Annotated in this window: 17 protein-coding genes; 10 read left to right on the forward strand and 7 right to left on the reverse strand. The window is 52.6% G+C overall.

Going from position 1 to position 17,277, the window contains the following annotated elements:
* The first annotated feature begins 2 nt into the window (after window positions 1-2).
* The 8 genes from murC (at window position 3) to secA (ending at window position 10,285) form a co-directional block, all read left to right on the forward strand.
* A complete protein-coding gene (gene murC, locus ACPUC7_RS17050) occupies window positions 3-1,478 on the forward strand; it encodes a UDP-N-acetylmuramate--L-alanine ligase (RefSeq protein WP_343554721.1) in 1,476 nt (491 codons plus the stop codon).
* Complete coding sequence (locus tag ACPUC7_RS17055) at window positions 1,471-2,391, forward strand: D-alanine--D-alanine ligase (RefSeq protein WP_494923802.1); 921 nt, start codon at window positions 1,471-1,473, stop codon at window positions 2,389-2,391. The genes murC and ACPUC7_RS17055 overlap by 8 nt, the downstream gene beginning before the upstream one ends.
* A gap of 1 nt (window position 2,392) precedes the next feature.
* Window positions 2,393-3,232: a cell division protein FtsQ gene (gene ftsQ, locus ACPUC7_RS17060; protein ID WP_494923803.1), complete on the forward strand. Its 840-nt coding sequence runs from the start codon at window positions 2,393-2,395 to the stop codon at window positions 3,230-3,232.
* Window positions 3,229-4,485: a cell division protein FtsA gene (ftsA, locus tag ACPUC7_RS17065; protein ID WP_007888634.1), complete on the forward strand. Its 1,257-nt coding sequence runs from the start codon at window positions 3,229-3,231 to the stop codon at window positions 4,483-4,485. Before ftsQ ends, ftsA begins: the two co-directional genes overlap by 4 nt.
* A gap of 71 nt (window positions 4,486-4,556) precedes the next feature.
* Window positions 4,557-5,711, forward strand: a complete 1,155-nt coding sequence (ftsZ, locus tag ACPUC7_RS17070; RefSeq protein WP_008108602.1) for a cell division protein FtsZ — start codon at window positions 4,557-4,559, stop codon at window positions 5,709-5,711.
* 101 nt (window positions 5,712-5,812) lie between these two features.
* Window positions 5,813-6,730, forward strand: a complete 918-nt coding sequence (gene lpxC, locus ACPUC7_RS17075; RefSeq protein WP_343554636.1) for a UDP-3-O-acyl-N-acetylglucosamine deacetylase — start codon at window positions 5,813-5,815, stop codon at window positions 6,728-6,730.
* 272 nt (window positions 6,731-7,002) lie between these two features.
* On the forward strand, window positions 7,003-7,503 hold the full coding sequence (gene secM / locus ACPUC7_RS17080) for a secA translation cis-regulator SecM (RefSeq protein ID WP_494923804.1): 501 nt from the start codon (window positions 7,003-7,005) through the stop codon (window positions 7,501-7,503).
* Between the two features lie 76 nt (window positions 7,504-7,579).
* The gene (secA, locus tag ACPUC7_RS17085; protein WP_494923805.1) at window positions 7,580-10,285 is read left to right on the forward strand and encodes a preprotein translocase subunit SecA; all 2,706 of its coding nucleotides are present in this window, start codon (window positions 7,580-7,582) and stop codon (window positions 10,283-10,285) included.
* Window positions 10,286-10,333: 48 nt separating this feature from the next.
* On the opposite strand, the gene ACPUC7_RS17090 is transcribed toward secA, so the two are convergent.
* Window positions 10,334-10,720, reverse strand: a complete 387-nt coding sequence (locus ACPUC7_RS17090) for a winged helix-turn-helix domain-containing protein (RefSeq protein WP_494923806.1) — start codon at window positions 10,718-10,720, stop codon at window positions 10,334-10,336.
* Window positions 10,721-10,906: 186 nt separating this feature from the next.
* Between ACPUC7_RS17090 and mutT the strand changes: the two genes are divergently transcribed.
* Entirely contained in the window at window positions 10,907-11,302 is a 396-nt protein-coding gene (gene mutT, locus ACPUC7_RS17095; RefSeq protein WP_494923807.1) for an 8-oxo-dGTP diphosphatase MutT, read from the forward strand.
* 28 nt (window positions 11,303-11,330) lie between these two features.
* On the opposite strand, the gene yacG is transcribed toward mutT, so the two are convergent.
* Genes yacG through coaE form a run of 3 tightly spaced genes read right to left on the reverse strand, consistent with a single transcriptional unit; the run spans window position 11,331 to window position 12,893 of the window.
* On the reverse strand, window positions 11,331-11,528 hold the full coding sequence (gene yacG, locus ACPUC7_RS17100) for a DNA gyrase inhibitor YacG (protein WP_343554641.1): 198 nt from the start codon (window positions 11,526-11,528) through the stop codon (window positions 11,331-11,333).
* 8 nt (window positions 11,529-11,536) lie between these two features.
* Complete coding sequence (zapD, locus tag ACPUC7_RS17105) at window positions 11,537-12,280, reverse strand: cell division protein ZapD (protein WP_494923808.1); 744 nt, start codon at window positions 12,278-12,280, stop codon at window positions 11,537-11,539.
* Between the two features lie 4 nt (window positions 12,281-12,284).
* Window positions 12,285-12,893 carry a dephospho-CoA kinase gene (gene coaE, locus ACPUC7_RS17110; RefSeq protein ID WP_494923809.1) on the reverse strand — a complete coding sequence of 203 codons (609 nt, stop codon included), beginning with the start codon at window positions 12,891-12,893 and terminating at the stop codon, window positions 12,285-12,287.
* Window positions 12,894-13,111: 218 nt separating this feature from the next.
* Here coaE and ACPUC7_RS17115 point away from each other — a divergent pair, with 218 nt between their 5' ends.
* A complete protein-coding gene (locus ACPUC7_RS17115; protein ID WP_343554644.1) occupies window positions 13,112-14,152 on the forward strand; it encodes a GMP reductase in 1,041 nt (346 codons plus the stop codon).
* A gap of 33 nt (window positions 14,153-14,185) precedes the next feature.
* Here the strand turns inward: ACPUC7_RS17115 and hofC are convergent, their stop codons facing one another.
* The 3 genes from hofC to ppdD are packed head-to-tail and all read right to left on the reverse strand — an operon-like array spanning window position 14,186 to window position 17,209.
* A complete protein-coding gene (hofC, locus tag ACPUC7_RS17120) occupies window positions 14,186-15,385 on the reverse strand; it encodes a protein transport protein HofC (protein WP_494923810.1) in 1,200 nt (399 codons plus the stop codon).
* Entirely contained in the window at window positions 15,378-16,766 is a 1,389-nt protein-coding gene (gspE, locus tag ACPUC7_RS17125; RefSeq protein ID WP_494923811.1) for a type II secretion system protein GspE, read from the reverse strand. The genes hofC and gspE overlap by 8 nt, the downstream gene beginning before the upstream one ends.
* On the reverse strand, window positions 16,766-17,209 hold the full coding sequence (gene ppdD / locus ACPUC7_RS17130) for a prepilin peptidase-dependent pilin (RefSeq protein ID WP_494923812.1): 444 nt from the start codon (window positions 17,207-17,209) through the stop codon (window positions 16,766-16,768). Before ppdD ends, gspE begins: the two co-directional genes overlap by 1 nt.
* Window positions 17,210-17,277 lie beyond the last annotated feature (68 nt).

Raw genomic sequence — 17,277 nt, forward strand, 5'->3', positions numbered from 1 at the left:
AGATGAATACACAACAATTGGCAAAACTGCGTTCTATTGTGCCCGAGATGCGTCGCGTCCGGCACATTCACTTTGTCGGCATCGGTGGTGCTGGCATGGGCGGTATTGCCGAAGTGTTGGCGAACGAAGGTTATCACATTAGCGGATCTGATCTGGCACCGAACCCGGTAACACAGCATCTGGCCTCGCTGGGCGCCACGATTTACTTCAATCATCGCCCGGAAAACGTCACCGACGCGAGCGTGGTGGTGGTATCGACGGCGGTCGCGCAGGATAACCCTGAACTGGTCGCTGCGCGTGAGCAGCGTATTCCGGTGATTCGTCGCGCTGAGATGTTGGCTGAACTGATGCGTTTTCGTCACGGCATCGCGGTTGCGGGTACCCACGGTAAAACCACCACTACCGCGATGGTCACCAGCATTTATGCCGAAGGCGGCATGGATCCAACCTTCGTCAATGGTGGCCTGGTTAAAGCGGCGGGAACGCATGCGCGCCTCGGCAGCAGCCGTTACCTGATCGCGGAAGCGGATGAAAGCGATGCGTCATTCCTGCATCTGCAACCGATGGTGGCGATTGTCACGAACATCGAAGCCGATCATATGGATACCTATCAGGGCGATTTCGAGAACCTGAAGCAGACCTTCATCAACTTCCTGCACAACTTGCCATTCTACGGTCGTGCAGTGATGTGTGTTGATGATGCGGTGATCCGTGATCTGATTCCGCGCGTTGGTCGCCAGGTGACCACCTACGGTTTTAGCGATGACGCGGATGTGCGCATTGAAAATTACGAGCAGCGTGGCGCGCAAGGGCACTTCACCTTGATCCGTCAGGATAAGCCGGTGCTCAAAGTAACCTTGAACGCGCCGGGTCGTCATAACGCGTTAAACGCGGCAGCAGCAGTGGCAGTTGCCAGCGAAGAAGGTATTGAAGATAACGCGATTTTGGCTGCGCTGGAGAGCTTCCAGGGCACTGGGCGCCGTTTCGATGTGCTCGGCGAGTTTGATACTGCTGCGGTCAACGGCAATGCAGGCAGCGCGATGTTGGTGGACGATTATGGACATCATCCGACCGAAGTGGATGTCACCATCAAAGCCGCGCGTGCCGGTTGGCCGGACAAGAAGCTGGTGATGGTGTTCCAGCCGCATCGTTATACGCGTACCCGCGACCTGTTTGATGATTTCGCCAATGTGCTGTCGCAGGTTGATGTTTTGCTGATGCTGGATGTCTATCCGGCGGGCGAAGCCGCAATTCCGGGAGCGGACAGCCGTTCTCTGTGCCGCGCAATTCGTAATCGCGGCAAGGTTGATCCGATTTTGGTTTCTGAGCATGACGCACTGCCTGATGCCCTGGCGCCGCTGCTATCCGGTGATGATCTGGTGATCGTGCAAGGCGCAGGCAACATCGGAAAAATTGCGCGTAAGTTGGCCGATAACCAGTTGCAGCCTGCGGTAAAGACGGAGGCGCGCCATGACTGAGAAAGTGGTGGTATTACTGGGCGGCACCTCAGCTGAACGCGAAGTTTCGTTGATGTCTGGCACTGCAGTGCTGGCCGGACTGCGTGAAATGGGCATTGATGCCCATGCCGTCGATACGCGCGATGTCTCGGTACTCGAACTGAAACAGCAAGGTTTTGCCAAAGCCTTTATTGCTTTGCACGGTCGTGGCGGTGAAGACGGCACCTTGCAAGCGGTGCTCGAATTCCTGCAACTGCCTTATACCGGAAGCGGCGTGATGGCTTCCGCTATCACCATGGATAAACTGCGCAGCAAATTGTTGTGGCAGGGCAGGGGATTACCTTCTGGCAAATTTGTCTGGCTGACGCGCCAGCAGCATGAGCAGGGTTTGGATGCTGAAACTATCGCATCCATTGAAGCTTTGGGTTTGCCGCTGTTCGTTAAGCCAAGCTGCGAAGGCTCAAGCGTAGGCATCAGTCGCGTTAATCACGCTGATGCGTTACCTGCTGCGCTGGAAGAGGCGTTTCGTCATGATGATGACGTGCTGATTGAAGCATTTCTTAGCGGTGCAGAGTACACAGTCGGCATCGTAGGCGAGCAAATTCTGCCTTCAATCAGAATAAAAACCGCCAGCGAGTTCTATGACTATGAAGCTAAATACATTTCTGACGATACTGAATACTTCTGCCCGAGCGGATTGAGCGCGGAGAAGGAAGCAGAATTGCAGAAATTAGTCTGGGCAGCCTGGCGCGCATTGGGTTGCAGCGGCTGGGGCCGTGTGGATGTGATGGCGGATGGCGACGGTAATTTCCAGTTGCTGGAAGTGAACACCTCGCCGGGCATGACCAGCCATAGCCTGGTGCCAATGGCGGCGAAGCAGGCGGGATACAGTTTCCCGCAGCTGGTGGCGCGTATTTTGGAGCTGGCTGACTGATATGTCTCAGGCGGCGATACGTGTACGCAAGAATGAGCCCCAGGAACGTGCGAGTTCCGGGCGCAGCAACGGTGCGCGACTGTTTGGCATCGTGTTCCTGCTGATGGTGGTGGGCGTCATGGTGGCCGGCGGCCTCGTGGTGCTGAAGTGGATGAATGACGCGTCGCGCTTGCCGCTTTCGAAGCTGGTGGTGACCGGGCAAACCCACTACACCACGCACGATGATATTCGCCAGGCTATTTTGTCGCTCGGCGCGCCGGGGACGTTCATGTCGCAAAACGTGGATATCCTCCAGCAGCAGATTGAGCGCCTACCCTGGATTAAGCAGGTCAGTGTGCGTAAGCAGTGGCCTGATGAGCTGAAGATAAATTTGGTGGAGTACGTTCCTGTGGCACGTTGGAACGACTCGCACATGGTGGACGCCGATGGCGTCTCCTTCAGCGTTCCGGCTAGCCATGTTGGCAAAGAAACTTTGCCAATGTTGTATGGCCCGGAAGGCAGTGAAAATGAGGTGTTAGCCGGCTATCACACCATGAGTGATGTGCTTAAGGCTAACAAGTTTACCCTGAAGGTCGCGTCAATGACGGCGCGGCGCTCATGGCAGTTGGTGACCAGTGATGATGTGCGCATTGAGCTGGGACGTAGCGACACCATGAAGCGTCTGAACCGTTTTATTGAGCTTTATCCGGATCTGCAGCAGCAGGGCCAGAGTCAAAATAAACGCATTACTTATGTTGATTTGCGTTACGACTCTGGCGCCGCAGTAGGCTGGGCAGCAGCACCGATAGAGCCACAGGACAGTAATCAGCAACAGAACCAGGCACAGGCTAAACCACAATGATCAAGGCAACGGACAGAAAACTGGTAGTAGGACTCGAAATTGGCACCGCGAAGGTGTCCGCCCTGGTTGGGGAAATTCTGCCCGATGGTATGGTCAATATTATTGGGGTGGGCAGTTGCCCGTCTCGCGGCATGGATAAAGGCGGGGTAAACGATCTTGAGTCGGTGGTGAAATGCGTACAACGCGCCATCGACCAAGCTGAATTGATGGCAGACTGCCAGATTTCATCGGTCTACCTTGCATTATCGGGCAAACATATCAGTTGCCAGAACGAAATCGGGATGGTTCCGATTTCGGAAGAGGAAGTGACTCAGGATGATGTAGAGAACGTAGTGCATACGGCGAAATCCGTTCGCGTACGCGATGAACATCGTATCCTGCATGTTATTCCTCAGGAATATGCCATCGATTATCAGGAAGGCATTAAAAATCCGGTGGGACTTTCTGGCGTGCGTATGCAGGCGAAAGTGCATTTGATCACCTGCCACAACGACATGGCGAAAAATATTGTTAAAGCCGTTGAACGTTGTGGCCTGAAAGTTGACCAACTGATTTTTGCCGGACTGGCATCCAGTTTTTCAGTCTTGACTGAAGATGAACGTGAGCTGGGAGTCTGTGTTGTTGATATCGGTGGCGGTACAATGGATATCGCCGTGTATACCGGCGGCGCGCTGCGTCATACCAAAGTGATCCCGTATGCTGGGAATGTGGTGACCAGCGATATCGCGTATGCATTTGGTACGCCGCCAACCGACGCCGAAGCGATTAAAGTGCGTCATGGTTGTGCATTGGGCTCGATTGTCGGCAAAGACGAAAACGTCGAAGTGCCGAGCGTAGGTGGACGTCCACCTCGTAGCCTGCAGCGTCAAACGCTGGCTGAAGTCATTGAGCCGCGTTACACCGAACTGTTGAATCTGGTCAACGACGAGATTCTGCAATTACAGGAGCAGCTGCGCCAGCAAGGCGTGAAACACCATCTGGCGGCCGGTATCGTGCTGACCGGTGGTGCGGCGCAGATTGAAGGTTTGGCAGCCTGCGCACAACGTGTGTTCCACACACAAGTGCGCATTGGACAGCCACTTAACATCACCGGCCTGACGGATTATGCACAGGAGCCGTATTACTCGACGGCAGTTGGCCTGCTGCATTATGGCAAAGAGTCACACATGAACGGTGATGCGGAAACGGAAAAACGTGCTTCAGTGGGCAATTGGTTTAAACGAATCAACAGTTGGCTGAAGAAAGAGTTTTAATTTTTGAAAAAGGAGATCATGCTGGCAATGTTTATGATCTCCAGGCGACAGGCACATAACGGAGAGAAATCATGTTTGAACCTATGGAATTAACCAATGACGCGGTGATTAAAGTCATCGGCGTCGGCGGTGGCGGTGGCAACGCCGTAGAGCACATGGTACGCGAGCGTATCGAAGGTGTGGAATTCTTCGCTGTGAATACCGACGCGCAAGCGTTGCGTAAGACAGCGGTCGGCCAGACGATCCAAATCGGGACCAACATCACTAAAGGTCTCGGTGCAGGTGCGAACCCAGAAGTGGGCCGTAACTCTGCAGAAGAGGATCGCGAAGCACTGCGTGCTGCGCTGGATGGTGCAGACATGGTGTTTATCGCAGCAGGCATGGGCGGCGGTACCGGTACCGGTGCAGCACCAGTGGTTGCTGAAGTGGCCAAAGATTTGGGTATCCTGACCGTAGCGGTGGTGACTAAGCCATTCAACTTCGAAGGCAAAAAGCGTATGGCTTTTGCTGAGCAGGGTATCGCTGAGTTGTCTAAGCATGTCGATTCATTGATCACTATTCCAAACGACAAGCTGTTGAAGGTGCTGGGTCGTGGTATTTCTCTGTTAGATGCGTTCGGCGCGGCTAACGACGTGCTGAAAGGCGCGGTGCAGGGTATCGCTGAACTGATCACCCGTCCGGGCTTGATGAACGTTGACTTCGCGGACGTACGTACCGTGATGTCAGAAATGGGTTACGCCATGATGGGTTCAGGCGTGGCATGCGGTGAAGACCGTGCAGAAGAAGCAGCAGAAATGGCGATCTCTTCTCCACTGTTGGAAGATATCGATCTGTCTGGCGCGCGCGGCGTGTTGGTCAACATCACTGCGGGCTTCGACTTGCGTCTGGATGAGTTCGAAACCGTGGGTAACACTATCCGCGCCTTCGCGTCTGACAACGCTACCGTGGTAATCGGTACTTCTCTGGATCCAGAGATGAACGACGAACTGCGTGTCACCGTGGTTGCGACCGGTATCGGCATGGATAAGCGCCCAGAAATTACCTTGGTCACCAACAAGCCAGCGACTCAGCCAGTGATGGATCATCGCTATCAGCAGCACGGCATGGCGCCGTTGCCGCAAGAGCAGAAACCTGCGGCTAAAGTGGTCAATGACCAACCGGCAGCATCTAGCAAAGAACCTGATTATTTGGACATTCCAGCCTTCCTGCGTAAGCAGGCGGACTAAGAATATCCTGAGAATTGGGATTCTCCGCTCTTTGTGCTAAAGTATTCGCCCGCCGGTAATTTATACTGGCGGTCGGAAGGGTAATATTGCGAGATAAAGCGATGATCAAACAAAGGACATTAAAACGTATCGTTCAGGCGACTGGTGTCGGTTTACATACCGGCAAGAAAGTTACGCTGACTTTACGCCCTGCGTCGGCTAATACCGGGGTCATCTATCGTCGCACTGACTTGAATCCACCGGTTGATTTCCCGGCTGATGCAAAATATGTGCGCGACACCATGCTAAGTACTTGCCTGGTGAATGATGAAGGCGTGCGTATTTCTACAGTTGAACACTTGAACGCTGCATTGGCGGGCTTGGGCATCGACAACATTATTGTTGAAGTTGATGCGCCGGAAATCCCGATTATGGACGGCAGTGCCGCACCTTTTGTCTATCTGCTGATGGATGCAGGCATCGAAGAGCTGAACAGCGCGAAGAAATTCGTGCGTGTGAAGAAAACGGTGCGTGTAGAAGATGGCGACAAGTGGGCTGAGATCAAACCGTATAACGGTTTCTCACTCGACTTCACTATCGACTTCAAACATCCAGCGATCGACTCAAGCTCGCAGCGTTATCAGCTTAACTTCTCGGCTGAAGGATTTGTTCGTCAAATCAGCCGTGCGCGTACTTTTGGCTTTATGCGTGAAATCGAATATCTGCAGTCTAAAGGCCTGTGCCTGGGCGGTAGTTTAGATTGTGCGATTGGCCTCGATGACTTCCGCGTATTAAACGAAGACGGTCTGCGCTTTGAAGATGAGTTTGTTCGTCACAAAATGCTGGATGCGATCGGTGACTTGTTCATGTGTGGCCACAATGTGATTGGCGCATTTACTGCGTTTAAATCAGGTCATGCCTTGAACAACAAGTTGCTGCAAGCGGTTCTGGCACAGCAGGAAGCCTGGGAATGGGCAACCTTCGAAGACGAAGCTGAACTGCCGCTGGCATTCAAAGCACCAAATTTAGTTCTGGCATAATCCAGACGTAAATGGCAGGTTTCGCTGACACCCTCTCCGGTCAGTGGAACCTGTCGTTTTTTATTGCCTCGCATTTAATCCTGCAAAATCGATCTCATTTCGCTGTCGTGACTGGCGAAACCCTGTACAAAAAAACGTGAAATCCGCCGTAAGCCCTTTAATCGCTGGTGTCGAAGCACTACATAAGTGCTATCATCTTGCGCTCATATAAGCTGGGTATTGCAAATTACTGCAACGGCTTACACCTTTTTTCAATGCATTGTGGACGGATTGTGATCGGGATTTTCTCACGCTGGCGACAATTAGGCAGACGCTATTTCTGGCCTCATCTCCTGTTGGGGATGGTAGCGGCCAGTTTTGGCTTGCCTGCGTGCGCGCAAAGCTCTGAGCCCACGGCGACCGATTCGCCAATCAGCAGTCTGTTTGTCGGCAATGTTGTTCACTTCGATCATCTGATTCGCCTGCAAGAAAGCGCGCGTCGACCTAATGTTAACGTCGATTATTGGCACCAGCATGCGATCCGCACGGTTATTCGTCATCTCTCCTTTAGCATGACGCCACCAGTGCAGGCGGAAGCCAGCCAGGCAGCCCCGTTAGCAGCGCAAAAGCTGGCGCTGATTGGTTCGCTTCAGGCACTTTTGACCTCACCGGCACAGTCTCTGACTGAGGTTGAGCCGCAGCAAAGCCTGCAACATCATCAAACGCAAATCCATTCTTCTGCTGATTGGCAGGCCGCTATTCACGGCATTCGTGCCGGACCTTTCAACGCTTAACTGCTAACGTTTTTTCCGCATCCTGTTTTAGATTTCGCAGTCCGTGAGATCACGGCTGAATTGAGAAAAATTTATCATGTTAATCAAATTGTTAACCAAAGTATTTGGCAGCAGCAATGATCGTACTCTGCGTCGTATGCGTAAAGTCGTCGACATCATCAACAAGATGGAGCCGGATTTCGTAAAGCTCTCCGATGATGAACTGAAAGCAAAAACCGATCTTTTCCGTGAGCGCCTAAAAAAAGGCGAAAGCCTTGAAAGTCTGATTCCTGAAGCTTTTGCCACTGTACGTGAGGCAAGTAAGCGCGTATTTGGTATGCGCCACTTTGATGTGCAGCTGATTGGCGGCATGGTGTTAAACGAGCGTTGCATCGCAGAGATGCGTACCGGTGAAGGTAAAACGCTGACTGCAACGTTACCGGCTTACCTCAACGCGTTGAGTGGTAAAGGCGTGCACGTTGTTACCGTCAACGACTATTTGGCGCAACGTGACGCCGAAAACAACCGTGCGCTGTTTGAATTCCTCGGTTTGACCATTGGCATCAACTTGCCGAACATGCCAGCCGTGGCGAAGCGTGCAGCCTACGCTGCAGATATCACTTATGGTACCAACAACGAATACGGCTTTGACTACCTGCGTGACAACATGGCGTTCAGCCCTGAAGAGCGTGTACAGCGTAAACTGCACTATGCGTTGGTGGATGAGGTCGACTCAATCCTGATCGATGAAGCGCGTACCCCGTTGATCATTTCGGGTCCGGCGGAAGATAGCTCTGAGCTGTATACCAAAGTTAACAAGATCATCCCGCATCTGGTTCGTCAGGATAAAGAAGACTCTGACACCTTCCAGGGCGAAGGCGATTTCTGGGTCGATGAGAAAGCGCGCCAGGCACACATGAGCGAGCGCGGCTTGGTTAAAGTCGAAGAGCTGCTGGTCAGCCAAGGCATCATGGAAGAAGGCGAGTCGCTCTACTCACCAACCAACATCATGCTGATGCATCACGTAACCGCCGCATTGCGCGCGCATGCACTCTTTACCCGTGATGTGGATTACATCGTTAAAGAGGGTGAAGTCGTCATCGTCGATGAGCACACCGGTCGTACCATGCAAGGCCGTCGCTGGTCAGATGGTTTGCACCAGGCGGTTGAAGCGAAAGAAGGCGTGGAAATCCAGAACGAAAACCAAACGCTGGCTTCCATTACCTTCCAGAACTACTTCCGCATCTATGAAAAACTGGCCGGCATGACCGGTACCGCAGATACCGAAGCGTTCGAGTTTAGCTCCATCTACAAACTCGACACTATCGTGGTACCTACTAACCGTCCGATGGTGCGTAAAGATATGGCTGACTTGGTCTACATGACCGAGAAAGAGAAGATTGACGCGATCATCGAAGATATCCGCGCTTGCACCGCCAACGGCCAGCCAGTATTGGTAGGTACAATTTCGATTGAAAAATCGGAAGTGGTCTCGAATGAACTGACGCGTGCAGGCATCAAACACAGCGTACTGAACGCGAAATTCCACGCCAGTGAAGCAGATATTGTTGCGCAAGCGGGTCAACCTGCTGCGGTGACAATCGCTACCAACATGGCCGGTCGTGGTACCGATATCGTGTTGGGTGGTAGCTGGCAGGCTGAGCTTGCCGCGATGGATGAGCCAAGCGAAGAGCAGATTCAGGCCATGAAAGAGGCGTGGAAACTGCGTCATGACGCGGTGCTGGCAGCGGGTGGTTTGCACATTATTGGTACGGAGCGTCACGAATCTCGTCGTATCGATAACCAGCTGCGTGGTCGTGCGGGCCGTCAGGGTGATGCCGGTTCATCCCGTTTCTATCTTTCGATGGAAGATGCGTTGATGCGTATCTTTGCGTCGGATCGCGTCTCTAACATGATGCGTAAACTGGGTATGAAGCCAGGCGAAGCGATTGAGCATCCTTGGGTGACCAAAGCGATTGCCAACGCCCAGCGTAAAGTCGAAAGCCGTAACTTTGATATTCGTAAACAGCTGCTGGAATATGATGATGTGGCGAACGATCAACGTCGCGCTATCTACAGCCAACGTAACGAACTGCTGGATGTGTCTGACGTGTCAGAAACCATCAACAGCATTCGTGAAGACGTCTATAAAACCACTATCGATACCTACATTCCGCCGCAATCGCTGGAGGAAATGTGGGACGTTGCCGGTCTGGAAGAGCGTCTGCGTAATGACTTCGATCTGAATCTGCCAATCGCTGAATGGCTGGATAAAGAGCCTGATCTGCATGAAGAGACGCTGCGCGAACGCATTATGAGCCACGCGGCGGAGAGCTATGCAGCGAAAGAAGAAGTGGTTGGCGCAGAAATGATGCGTAACTTCGAGAAAGGCGTGATGCTGCAAACGCTGGATTCATTGTGGAAAGAGCATCTGGCGGCAATGGATTACCTGCGTCAAGGCATCCATTTACGTGGTTATGCGCAGAAAGATCCTAAGCAGGAGTACAAGCGTGAATCCTTTGCGATGTTTGCTTCGATGCTGGAGTCGTTGAAATACGAAGTGATCAGTACGCTGAGCAAGGTTCAGGTACGCATGCCAGAAGAAGTTGAAGCGATGGAGCAGCAGCGTCGTGAAGAAGCCGAGCGTTTAGCACAACAGCAGCGACTGAGCCACGTCGATGATGCAACAGCAGCCGCTGAAGCGTTAGCTGCGCAAGGTGGAGAACGTAAAGTGGGTCGTAATGACCTTTGCCCATGCGGTTCCGGCAAAAAATACAAACAGTGTCACGGCCGTCTGGCCTGATGAACTAAGGAGCCTTCGGGCTCCTTTTTCTTTGCAGCGCGCCAGAATTCAGCGCGTGATTGCCATCAGTTTCTCTTCGTTTAAACGGACGCCGTGATAAGGCAGCGTCACCAACAGGCCATCCGGCAAACCAAAACGTTTAAACAGGGCACGGCTTTGAAATAACAGCTGGTGATAATTGTTATCGCTGATGCTCGGATAACTTTCATTCCACACCGTGGCAATGATCTGACGTTTTGAGGTGATGCGCAGCAACAAGCAGGATAGAAAGCGTTTTTGTGCTTCGTTTAACGGGATGATTTTGTGTTCTGGCCACCAGGTTAAGGTATTTTGCGCGCTGTCTAATGTCAGAATGTCGTGAAAGACCAAATGGCGCAGCGCATGCATTTGTTCTTGCGTATTTTTCGCCAGAAACGTTGTTTCGTTGAATTCCATAGCTAATTAGGTTTGGCAGAAGAAAGTGGCTGCGAGTATTCCCAACATGCCCGGTTGCGATCATTACGACATGTCTTAATCGACGAGGTTTGTGCAGCAGATGACGTCGCGTCCATTTCGATGGTTAACATCGTTAAGCGTCTGATTTACACTCAGCGCTCATTTATTAAAAGCGGAATCTGGCTTATGAAACACCTGCAGGTGGCGGTGGGCATTATTCGTAACTCACATCGTCAAATCTTTCTTGCCCAGCGTGCGGCAAGCTCCTACATGGCGAATAAATGGGAGTTTCCTGGCGGAAAAATTGAACAAAACGAAACTGCCGAGCAGGCGCTCAAACGCGAGTTAATGGAAGAAACCGGAATAGAGGTAACCGCTGCTACGGCAATTGGCTTGGCCGATCATAGCTATGACGACCTGCGCGTCACCCTACATTTCTTCCTGGTTGAAGGCTGGAACGGTGAGCCTTACGGCCGCGAAGGGCAACCGCAACGTTGGGTTGAGCAGCAGGATTTGGTGGCTGATGAGTTTCCACCCGCTAATCATCCGTTGATAAGCCGCTTAGTGGCAGGCGAGATTTAAATTAAGGGGCTGCGCGCCCCTTAATTGATTACTGTTGCTCTTCGCTCCAGTCATCACTGTCATTCTGGTCGCCGCTGCTCGGAATACGTTTTTCTTCTGCGGCCCATTCACCCAAATCAATCAACTGACAGCGCTTACTGCAAAATGGTCGCCATGGGCTTAACTCATCCCAAATCACATCGCGGCGGCAATTGGGGCAGGGTACGGTAATAATTTCTTCCGGCATAACATCCTCTAACAACAAGCTAATTCAAAATTCAGTCGGGCGGGTACTTCGCCTCGTTCGCTATCGAGCGGCAGAAAACGAATCGCATAGCGACTTTTGTGACCTGATACTTGCGGATACAACGCATCTTCCAGCGTTAACTGCAGGCGCAGCAAATCTGAGCCTTCAGCATTGTCCTGATAAAAACCATTGAGGCTGGTTTGGTGGCGGAACACACCTGATTGGCGCACTAAATCGAGGATCATTGTTAAGCTATTACGCAAAGGATTCAACGATTCCAGCCAGCCATTGACCTGAAGATCACGCACTGGTTGTTCCTGATGTAACCAGATATGCAGGCTTGGCAAATCAAAGCTGCAACAGCCGCCGGGAATACTCAAACGCTGACGCACCAATGCCACCAAACGATCTTCGCGCAGTTGTTGGCCCATACGTGGTGCAGCCATTAATTCGCTGGAATGTTGCTTCAACTGTTGGCGTAAATTGTTAACGCGCAATTCATCTACGCCAGGCACATCCATCCATGCACGTAATTTTTGCTGTTGACGCTCGTGCTCTTTCAACAATTCGGTGCGCATATCACCGCGTTCAAAAATATCCAGCAAATCGCTGAGGATGCGGAACACCGCTAGTGCCGATACTGAACCGTTAACCGGCACGGTCGCATGCAGCTGTTCTAACAAATACTCGACGCGCAACCAAGTGCGCATCTTCTCATTCAAAGGGTGTTCAAACAGAACAACTGTACTCATGATGTTATTCCTTTCCTGTTGCTGCCAGGCGGAGATAGCGCTGGTGGAGTTCAGCAACGTGCGATAAAGCCTGCTCCGGCGTACCGCTGTTATCAATGATGTCATCCGCACAGGCCAAACGTTGTTCACGGCTGGCCTGTGCGGCAAGAATATTTTTCGCCTGGCTCAATGAGACGCCATCACGCTGTTGGGTGCGTTTCAATTGTGTATCTGCTTCGACATCCACCACCAGCACGCGATCGGCTTGATGTTGCAGCCCATTTTCAACTAAAAGCGGCACCACCCAAAGTACGTAAGGTGAGGTTGCCAGTAACTTTAATTGTTGGGTGCGGGCGTTAATGAGTGGATGAAGCAGTTGATTGAGCCAGTTCTTCTCTTGCGGCTGCTGGAAAATAATTTCACGCAGACGCGCACGATAGAGCGTGCCTTCCGCCGTTAAAATGGATTCTCCATGACGTTGAACAATCGCTTTTAACGCGGGAGTTCCAGGTTCAACCACTTCTCTGGCAATGACGTCGGCGTCAATGATATCAACGCCTAGCGCTGCGAAGGAATTGGCAATGGTGGTTTTTCCACTGCCGATGCCACCGGTGAGCGCAACGGTATAAGGCATAGCGTTCTCGCAAAATTTATATCGTGAGCGGACGTTAACCGCAGCAAGATGAGAGCGTGATCACAATCAGTTTTCTCAGCTAAATTTAAGGGATTGTAGCTTAAATAAAGTGAAATTCGCAGTCTTGTCGCGGAACGAATGGCGCGTATGATAACGACACTGGAGCCGTGAGCGCTACCCGAACTGCGGTTCGTCGTCACTAACCAGGACAATCAGCTATGCGTATTGAAGAAGATTTAAAATTGGGCTTTAAAGATGTTTTGATCCGCCCTAAACGTTCCACGTTGAAAAGCCGTTCCGAGGTTGAGCTGGAGCGTACTTTCACCTTCAAACATTCAGGCCTAAGCTGGAGCGGCATACCGGTTATTGCCGCCAACATGGATACCGTCGGCACCTTCACCATGGCAGAAGCGTTAGCCGGTTTTAATGTGCTGACCGCCGTACACAAACATTACAGCGTGGAAGCCTGGCAAGCCTTTGTGCAGCGCGTTCCAGCTAATGTGTTGAAACATGTGATGGTCTCATCCGGCACATCTGAATCCGATTTCACCAAATTATCAGCTATTCTGGCGTTATCGCCGCAACTCAACTTCATCTGCATCGACGTTGCCAACGGCTATTCTGAGCACTTTGTACAGTTCTTGCTGCGCGTCCGTGAAAGCTTCCCTGGCAAAACAATCTGCGCTGGTAATGTCGTTACCGGTGAAATGGTCGAAGAGCTGATTTTGTCGGGTGCGGATATCGTCAAAGTGGGCATTGGCCCTGGCTCAGTGTGCACTACGCGTGTAAAAACCGGCGTGGGTTATCCACAACTGTCTGCTGTCATTGAGTGCGCTGATGCGGCACATGGCCTGGGCGGACAAATTGTCAGCGACGGCGGTTGTTCGGTGCCGGGCGATATCGCCAAAGCGTTCGGCGGCGGCGCTGATTTCGTGATGCTTGGCGGCATGCTAGCAGCACATGATGAGTGCGAGGGAACCATCGTTGAAGAGCAGGGCGAGCAATTTATGCTGTTCTACGGCATGAGTTCAGAATCCGCCATGAAGCGTCATGTTGGCGGTGTAGCCCAATATCGTGCAGCGGAAGGTAAAACAGTCCGCTTACCCTTGCGCGGCCCGGTTGAAGATACCGTGAAAGATATCCTCGGTGGCCTACGTTCCGCCTGTACTTATGTTGGTGCGGAGCGTCTTAAAGAACTGACTAAACGCACGACCTTTATCCGCGTTGCCGAGCAAGAGAACCGCGTCTTTACGCGTTGATGAGATAAAGCGGGCGCGCATCCAGCGCGCCCGTTAACGAATGGCATCCCCCAAACCAAATACCGGCAGATACATGGCAACCACTAATGTGCCGACAATGCCACCAATCACTACCATCATCATCGGTTCAAGCGAGGCCGCCAATGCATCGGCGCGTGATAATGTCTGCGCTTCATGCCATTCCGCCAAACGCGCGAGCATTACATCCAGCGCACCGGCTTCTTCCCCCACTCTGATTAACTGCGCGCACAGTGGCGTAAAAAGCAGGTGCTGTTGTAATGCCTGATACAGTGGTGCGCCCGCCGCAATATGCTGCTGCAATTGGATGATGGCATCACGCCAGAGACGTGAAGCCAGGGTAACTTCAACCGCCTGCAAACTCTGCAACAAAGTTAAACCGGATTGCTGCGTGAGTTGTAGAATGGCGTAAATTTGGCTGAGCTGACCGCCACGCCACAATGGTGATAGCAACGGCAAGCGCAGCATCCATTGATGGGCGCGTTTTTGCCATGCTACCGATCGTTGATAAGCCTGTTGTGCAACTGACAGTAAAACAGCGCTGACTAACGACAATGGCAGGGCGGCTTTTTGCAGGAGCTCTGACAACGACATTACAGCGGCAGTAAACGCCGGTAGTGGCGCATCAAAGCTGGCATAGACCGAGACAAATTCCGGTAGCACAAACAGCAGCATGCCCGCACTTACCGCCAATGCTACCAGCAGAATAAATAGCGGATAGCGCAGTGCTTTTACCACCTTCTGCCGTAAATGCTGCTGTTTACTTTGCTGCTGAGCCAGTTGGCGGCAGCATTCATCAAGCTGACCGGTTAACTCACCGACCTGCATCAATGCCGGAAACAGCGGCGGGAAGATTTGCGGCCACTCCTGCAAAGCCTGTGAGAATGGCTCGCCCGCAATGACACGTCGCTGCAAACCTTTGAGCAAAACTCGCCAACCTGCATGCGGATGGCCTTCCGCCAGCAATATCAAACTTTCAGCCAGCGGCAAACCGGCTTTCAGCAATGTCGCCAGTTGTCTCACCAGGTCAATCTTCTGCTGCCATTTCCAGTCACGCGCGCGCCAGCATTTACCGCGCTGCCAACTTACCGGCAACATGCCACGATCGGATAGCTGGTTGAGTAGCGCATCCTGATTGGCGTTGAGCGATTCGCCGCTTTGCAATACGCCCATGGTATCCAGCGCCTGCCATTGAAAATGATACAGATTAGCCATCGCCCAACCCCACTACGCGCTGCATCTCTTCAAAAGAAGTGTCACCGCGACTGACTGCTTCTAATCCCGCAGCCAGCAGCGTTTTCATGCCCTGTTCATTGGCGAGCGTCAACAAATGCTCCAGCGGCATATCGGCTGAAATGGCATTTTGCAATTTGCTGGTGACTGGCAGCACTTCAAACAGCGCCAGCCGACCGTAATAGCCGGAGAAGCAGTGATCGCACCCCGGCGCCCGCCAGGTTTGCAGCGTGCCTGGCCATAGTTCGCTGGGAAGGTGGGCGATAGCTTGCCCAGGCTGGCGGCAATGCACACATAATCTTCTCACCAATCGCTGGGCTACAACCAACTGCAAAGCTGGCCCAAGCAGATAACCGGGAATGTCCATTTGACGCAAACGCGTCAGTGTTTCGGCGGTGGAGTTGGTGTGCAGCGTAGAAAGCACCAAATGGCCGGTTTGTGCGGCTTTCACCGCAATGCTGGCGGTTTCGGCATCACGAATTTCACCCACCATAATGACGTCGGGATCTTGTCTTAGTAGCGCTCGAAGCACGCGATTAAAATCAAGTCCGCTACGTGGTTGGATCTGCGTTTGATTGATGCCATCCAAAGGGATCTCAACCGGATCTTCCACGCTGCACACGTTCTTCTCGGGCACATTGAGCGCGCTCAATCCGCTATAAAGCGTGAACGTTTTACCACTGCCGGTGGGCCCGGTGACCAGAATCAAACCCTGCGGTTTTGCCAGTGCGTTTTTTAGCAATCGCAGTTGCGCCGCGGGCATGCCGAGTTTATCGAGCGTAATTGCACTATTTTCACTTTGCAGCAATCGCACTACAGCTTTTTCGCCCTGGCTAATCGGCAGGGTCGAAAGACGAAAGGCCGCCAGTTTGCCATCGATTTCCAGCGTGAATTGCCCGTCCTGCGGCAACCGACGCTCGGCGATGTCCAATCCGCCAAGAATTTTCAGGCGTGCCAGGATAGCGGCAGGTTGCGCTTCGACTGGTTGGGGCAACTTTTGCAGTACACCATCAACGCGCAGCCGTATGCGTATTCCATGTCGCTGCGGCTCAAAATGCGCATCCGACGCGCGGCGCTGGATCGCTTGCCGCAATATTTGATCAACGGCATTAATCGCCGATTCTGCACTGGCATGTTCACGCGGCGCGCTTGCAGCATCGGGTTCGTGCAGTAATTGCTCAAGGCGTGCTGCCGGCCAGCACTCAACCTCGACCTTACACTGACTGGCGAATTGCAGTGCTTCCAGCAGCAGTGGATCGGGCGCGTCAGCCACCGCCACTCGCAGCTGTGTGGCATCGTGATGTAAGATCACCGCCTGATAGCGTGTGCAAAGCGCCTGCAATGCCGTGTTGGAGTTTTCCATTAGTTGGCATCCTTGTCAGCAAAACGGAACTGCTCAAGACAACTATCGCGCAAGCTACTGTTGTCGCTGGTGCAACTTCGTTGCCAGCTCAATGTGCCATCGGTCGCGCTCCAGACGGGCAGCATTTCCACCGTCAAACCGACGAGGCTTTCTTGTCCGGTTAGATTAATCGCGCCGTTAACCACGTTGAGCGTTGCCACGTAGCGTGAACCTTTAGCCACAGGAATGCCGCGTTGTCCTGCCTGACACTGAGTGGGGCCGCCTCGTTCAATGGCGCAGAGCTCAACCGCAGTTTTGTACGACACCATGGTTTGCAGCATGTCGGTCAGCGCTGCACGTTGCAGATAGTTTTGATAAGCCGGTAGGCCGATGGCGCTAAGAATGGCGACGATGCCAATGACGATCATCAGTTCAATCAGGGTAAAACCGCGTTGTCTTTCCATAGTGAAACTCCTTGTTGTGGAGCCGCTACGGTAGAAAAGGCCGAGGGAAAGCGGAAGTCAGCTTAGAA

Source organism: Pantoea sp. CFCC18179 (genome assembly GCF_059412405.1).

Bases quoted from the DNA above. Each gene is read 5' to 3' on its own strand.
- murC (WP_343554721.1), top strand. From the start codon at position 3: ATGAATACACAACAATTGGCAAAACTGCGTTCTATTGTGCCCGAGATG.
- ACPUC7_RS17055 (WP_494923802.1), top strand. From the start codon at position 1,471: ATGACTGAGAAAGTGGTGGTATTACTGGGCGGCACCTCAGCTGAACGC.
- ftsQ (WP_494923803.1), top strand. From the start codon at position 2,393: ATGTCTCAGGCGGCGATACGTGTACGCAAGAATGAGCCCCAGGAACGT.
- ftsA (WP_007888634.1), top strand. From the start codon at position 3,229: ATGATCAAGGCAACGGACAGAAAACTGGTAGTAGGACTCGAAATTGGC.
- ftsZ (WP_008108602.1), top strand. From the start codon at position 4,557: ATGTTTGAACCTATGGAATTAACCAATGACGCGGTGATTAAAGTCATC.
- lpxC (WP_343554636.1), top strand. From the start codon at position 5,813: ATGATCAAACAAAGGACATTAAAACGTATCGTTCAGGCGACTGGTGTC.
- secA (WP_494923805.1), top strand. From the start codon at position 7,580: ATGTTAATCAAATTGTTAACCAAAGTATTTGGCAGCAGCAATGATCGT.
- ACPUC7_RS17090 (WP_494923806.1), bottom strand. From the start codon at position 10,720: ATGGAATTCAACGAAACAACGTTTCTGGCGAAAAATACGCAAGAACAA.
- mutT (WP_494923807.1), top strand. From the start codon at position 10,907: ATGAAACACCTGCAGGTGGCGGTGGGCATTATTCGTAACTCACATCGT.
- yacG (WP_343554641.1), bottom strand. From the start codon at position 11,528: ATGCCGGAAGAAATTATTACCGTACCCTGCCCCAATTGCCGCCGCGAT.
- zapD (WP_494923808.1), bottom strand. From the start codon at position 12,280: ATGAGTACAGTTGTTCTGTTTGAACACCCTTTGAATGAGAAGATGCGC.
- coaE (WP_494923809.1), bottom strand. From the start codon at position 12,893: ATGCCTTATACCGTTGCGCTCACCGGTGGCATCGGCAGTGGAAAAACC.
- ACPUC7_RS17115 (WP_343554644.1), top strand. From the start codon at position 13,112: ATGCGTATTGAAGAAGATTTAAAATTGGGCTTTAAAGATGTTTTGATC.
- hofC (WP_494923810.1), bottom strand. From the start codon at position 15,385: ATGGCTAATCTGTATCATTTTCAATGGCAGGCGCTGGATACCATGGGC.
- gspE (WP_494923811.1), bottom strand. From the start codon at position 16,766: ATGGAAAACTCCAACACGGCATTGCAGGCGCTTTGCACACGCTATCAG.
- ppdD (WP_494923812.1), bottom strand. From the start codon at position 17,209: ATGGAAAGACAACGCGGTTTTACCCTGATTGAACTGATGATCGTCATT.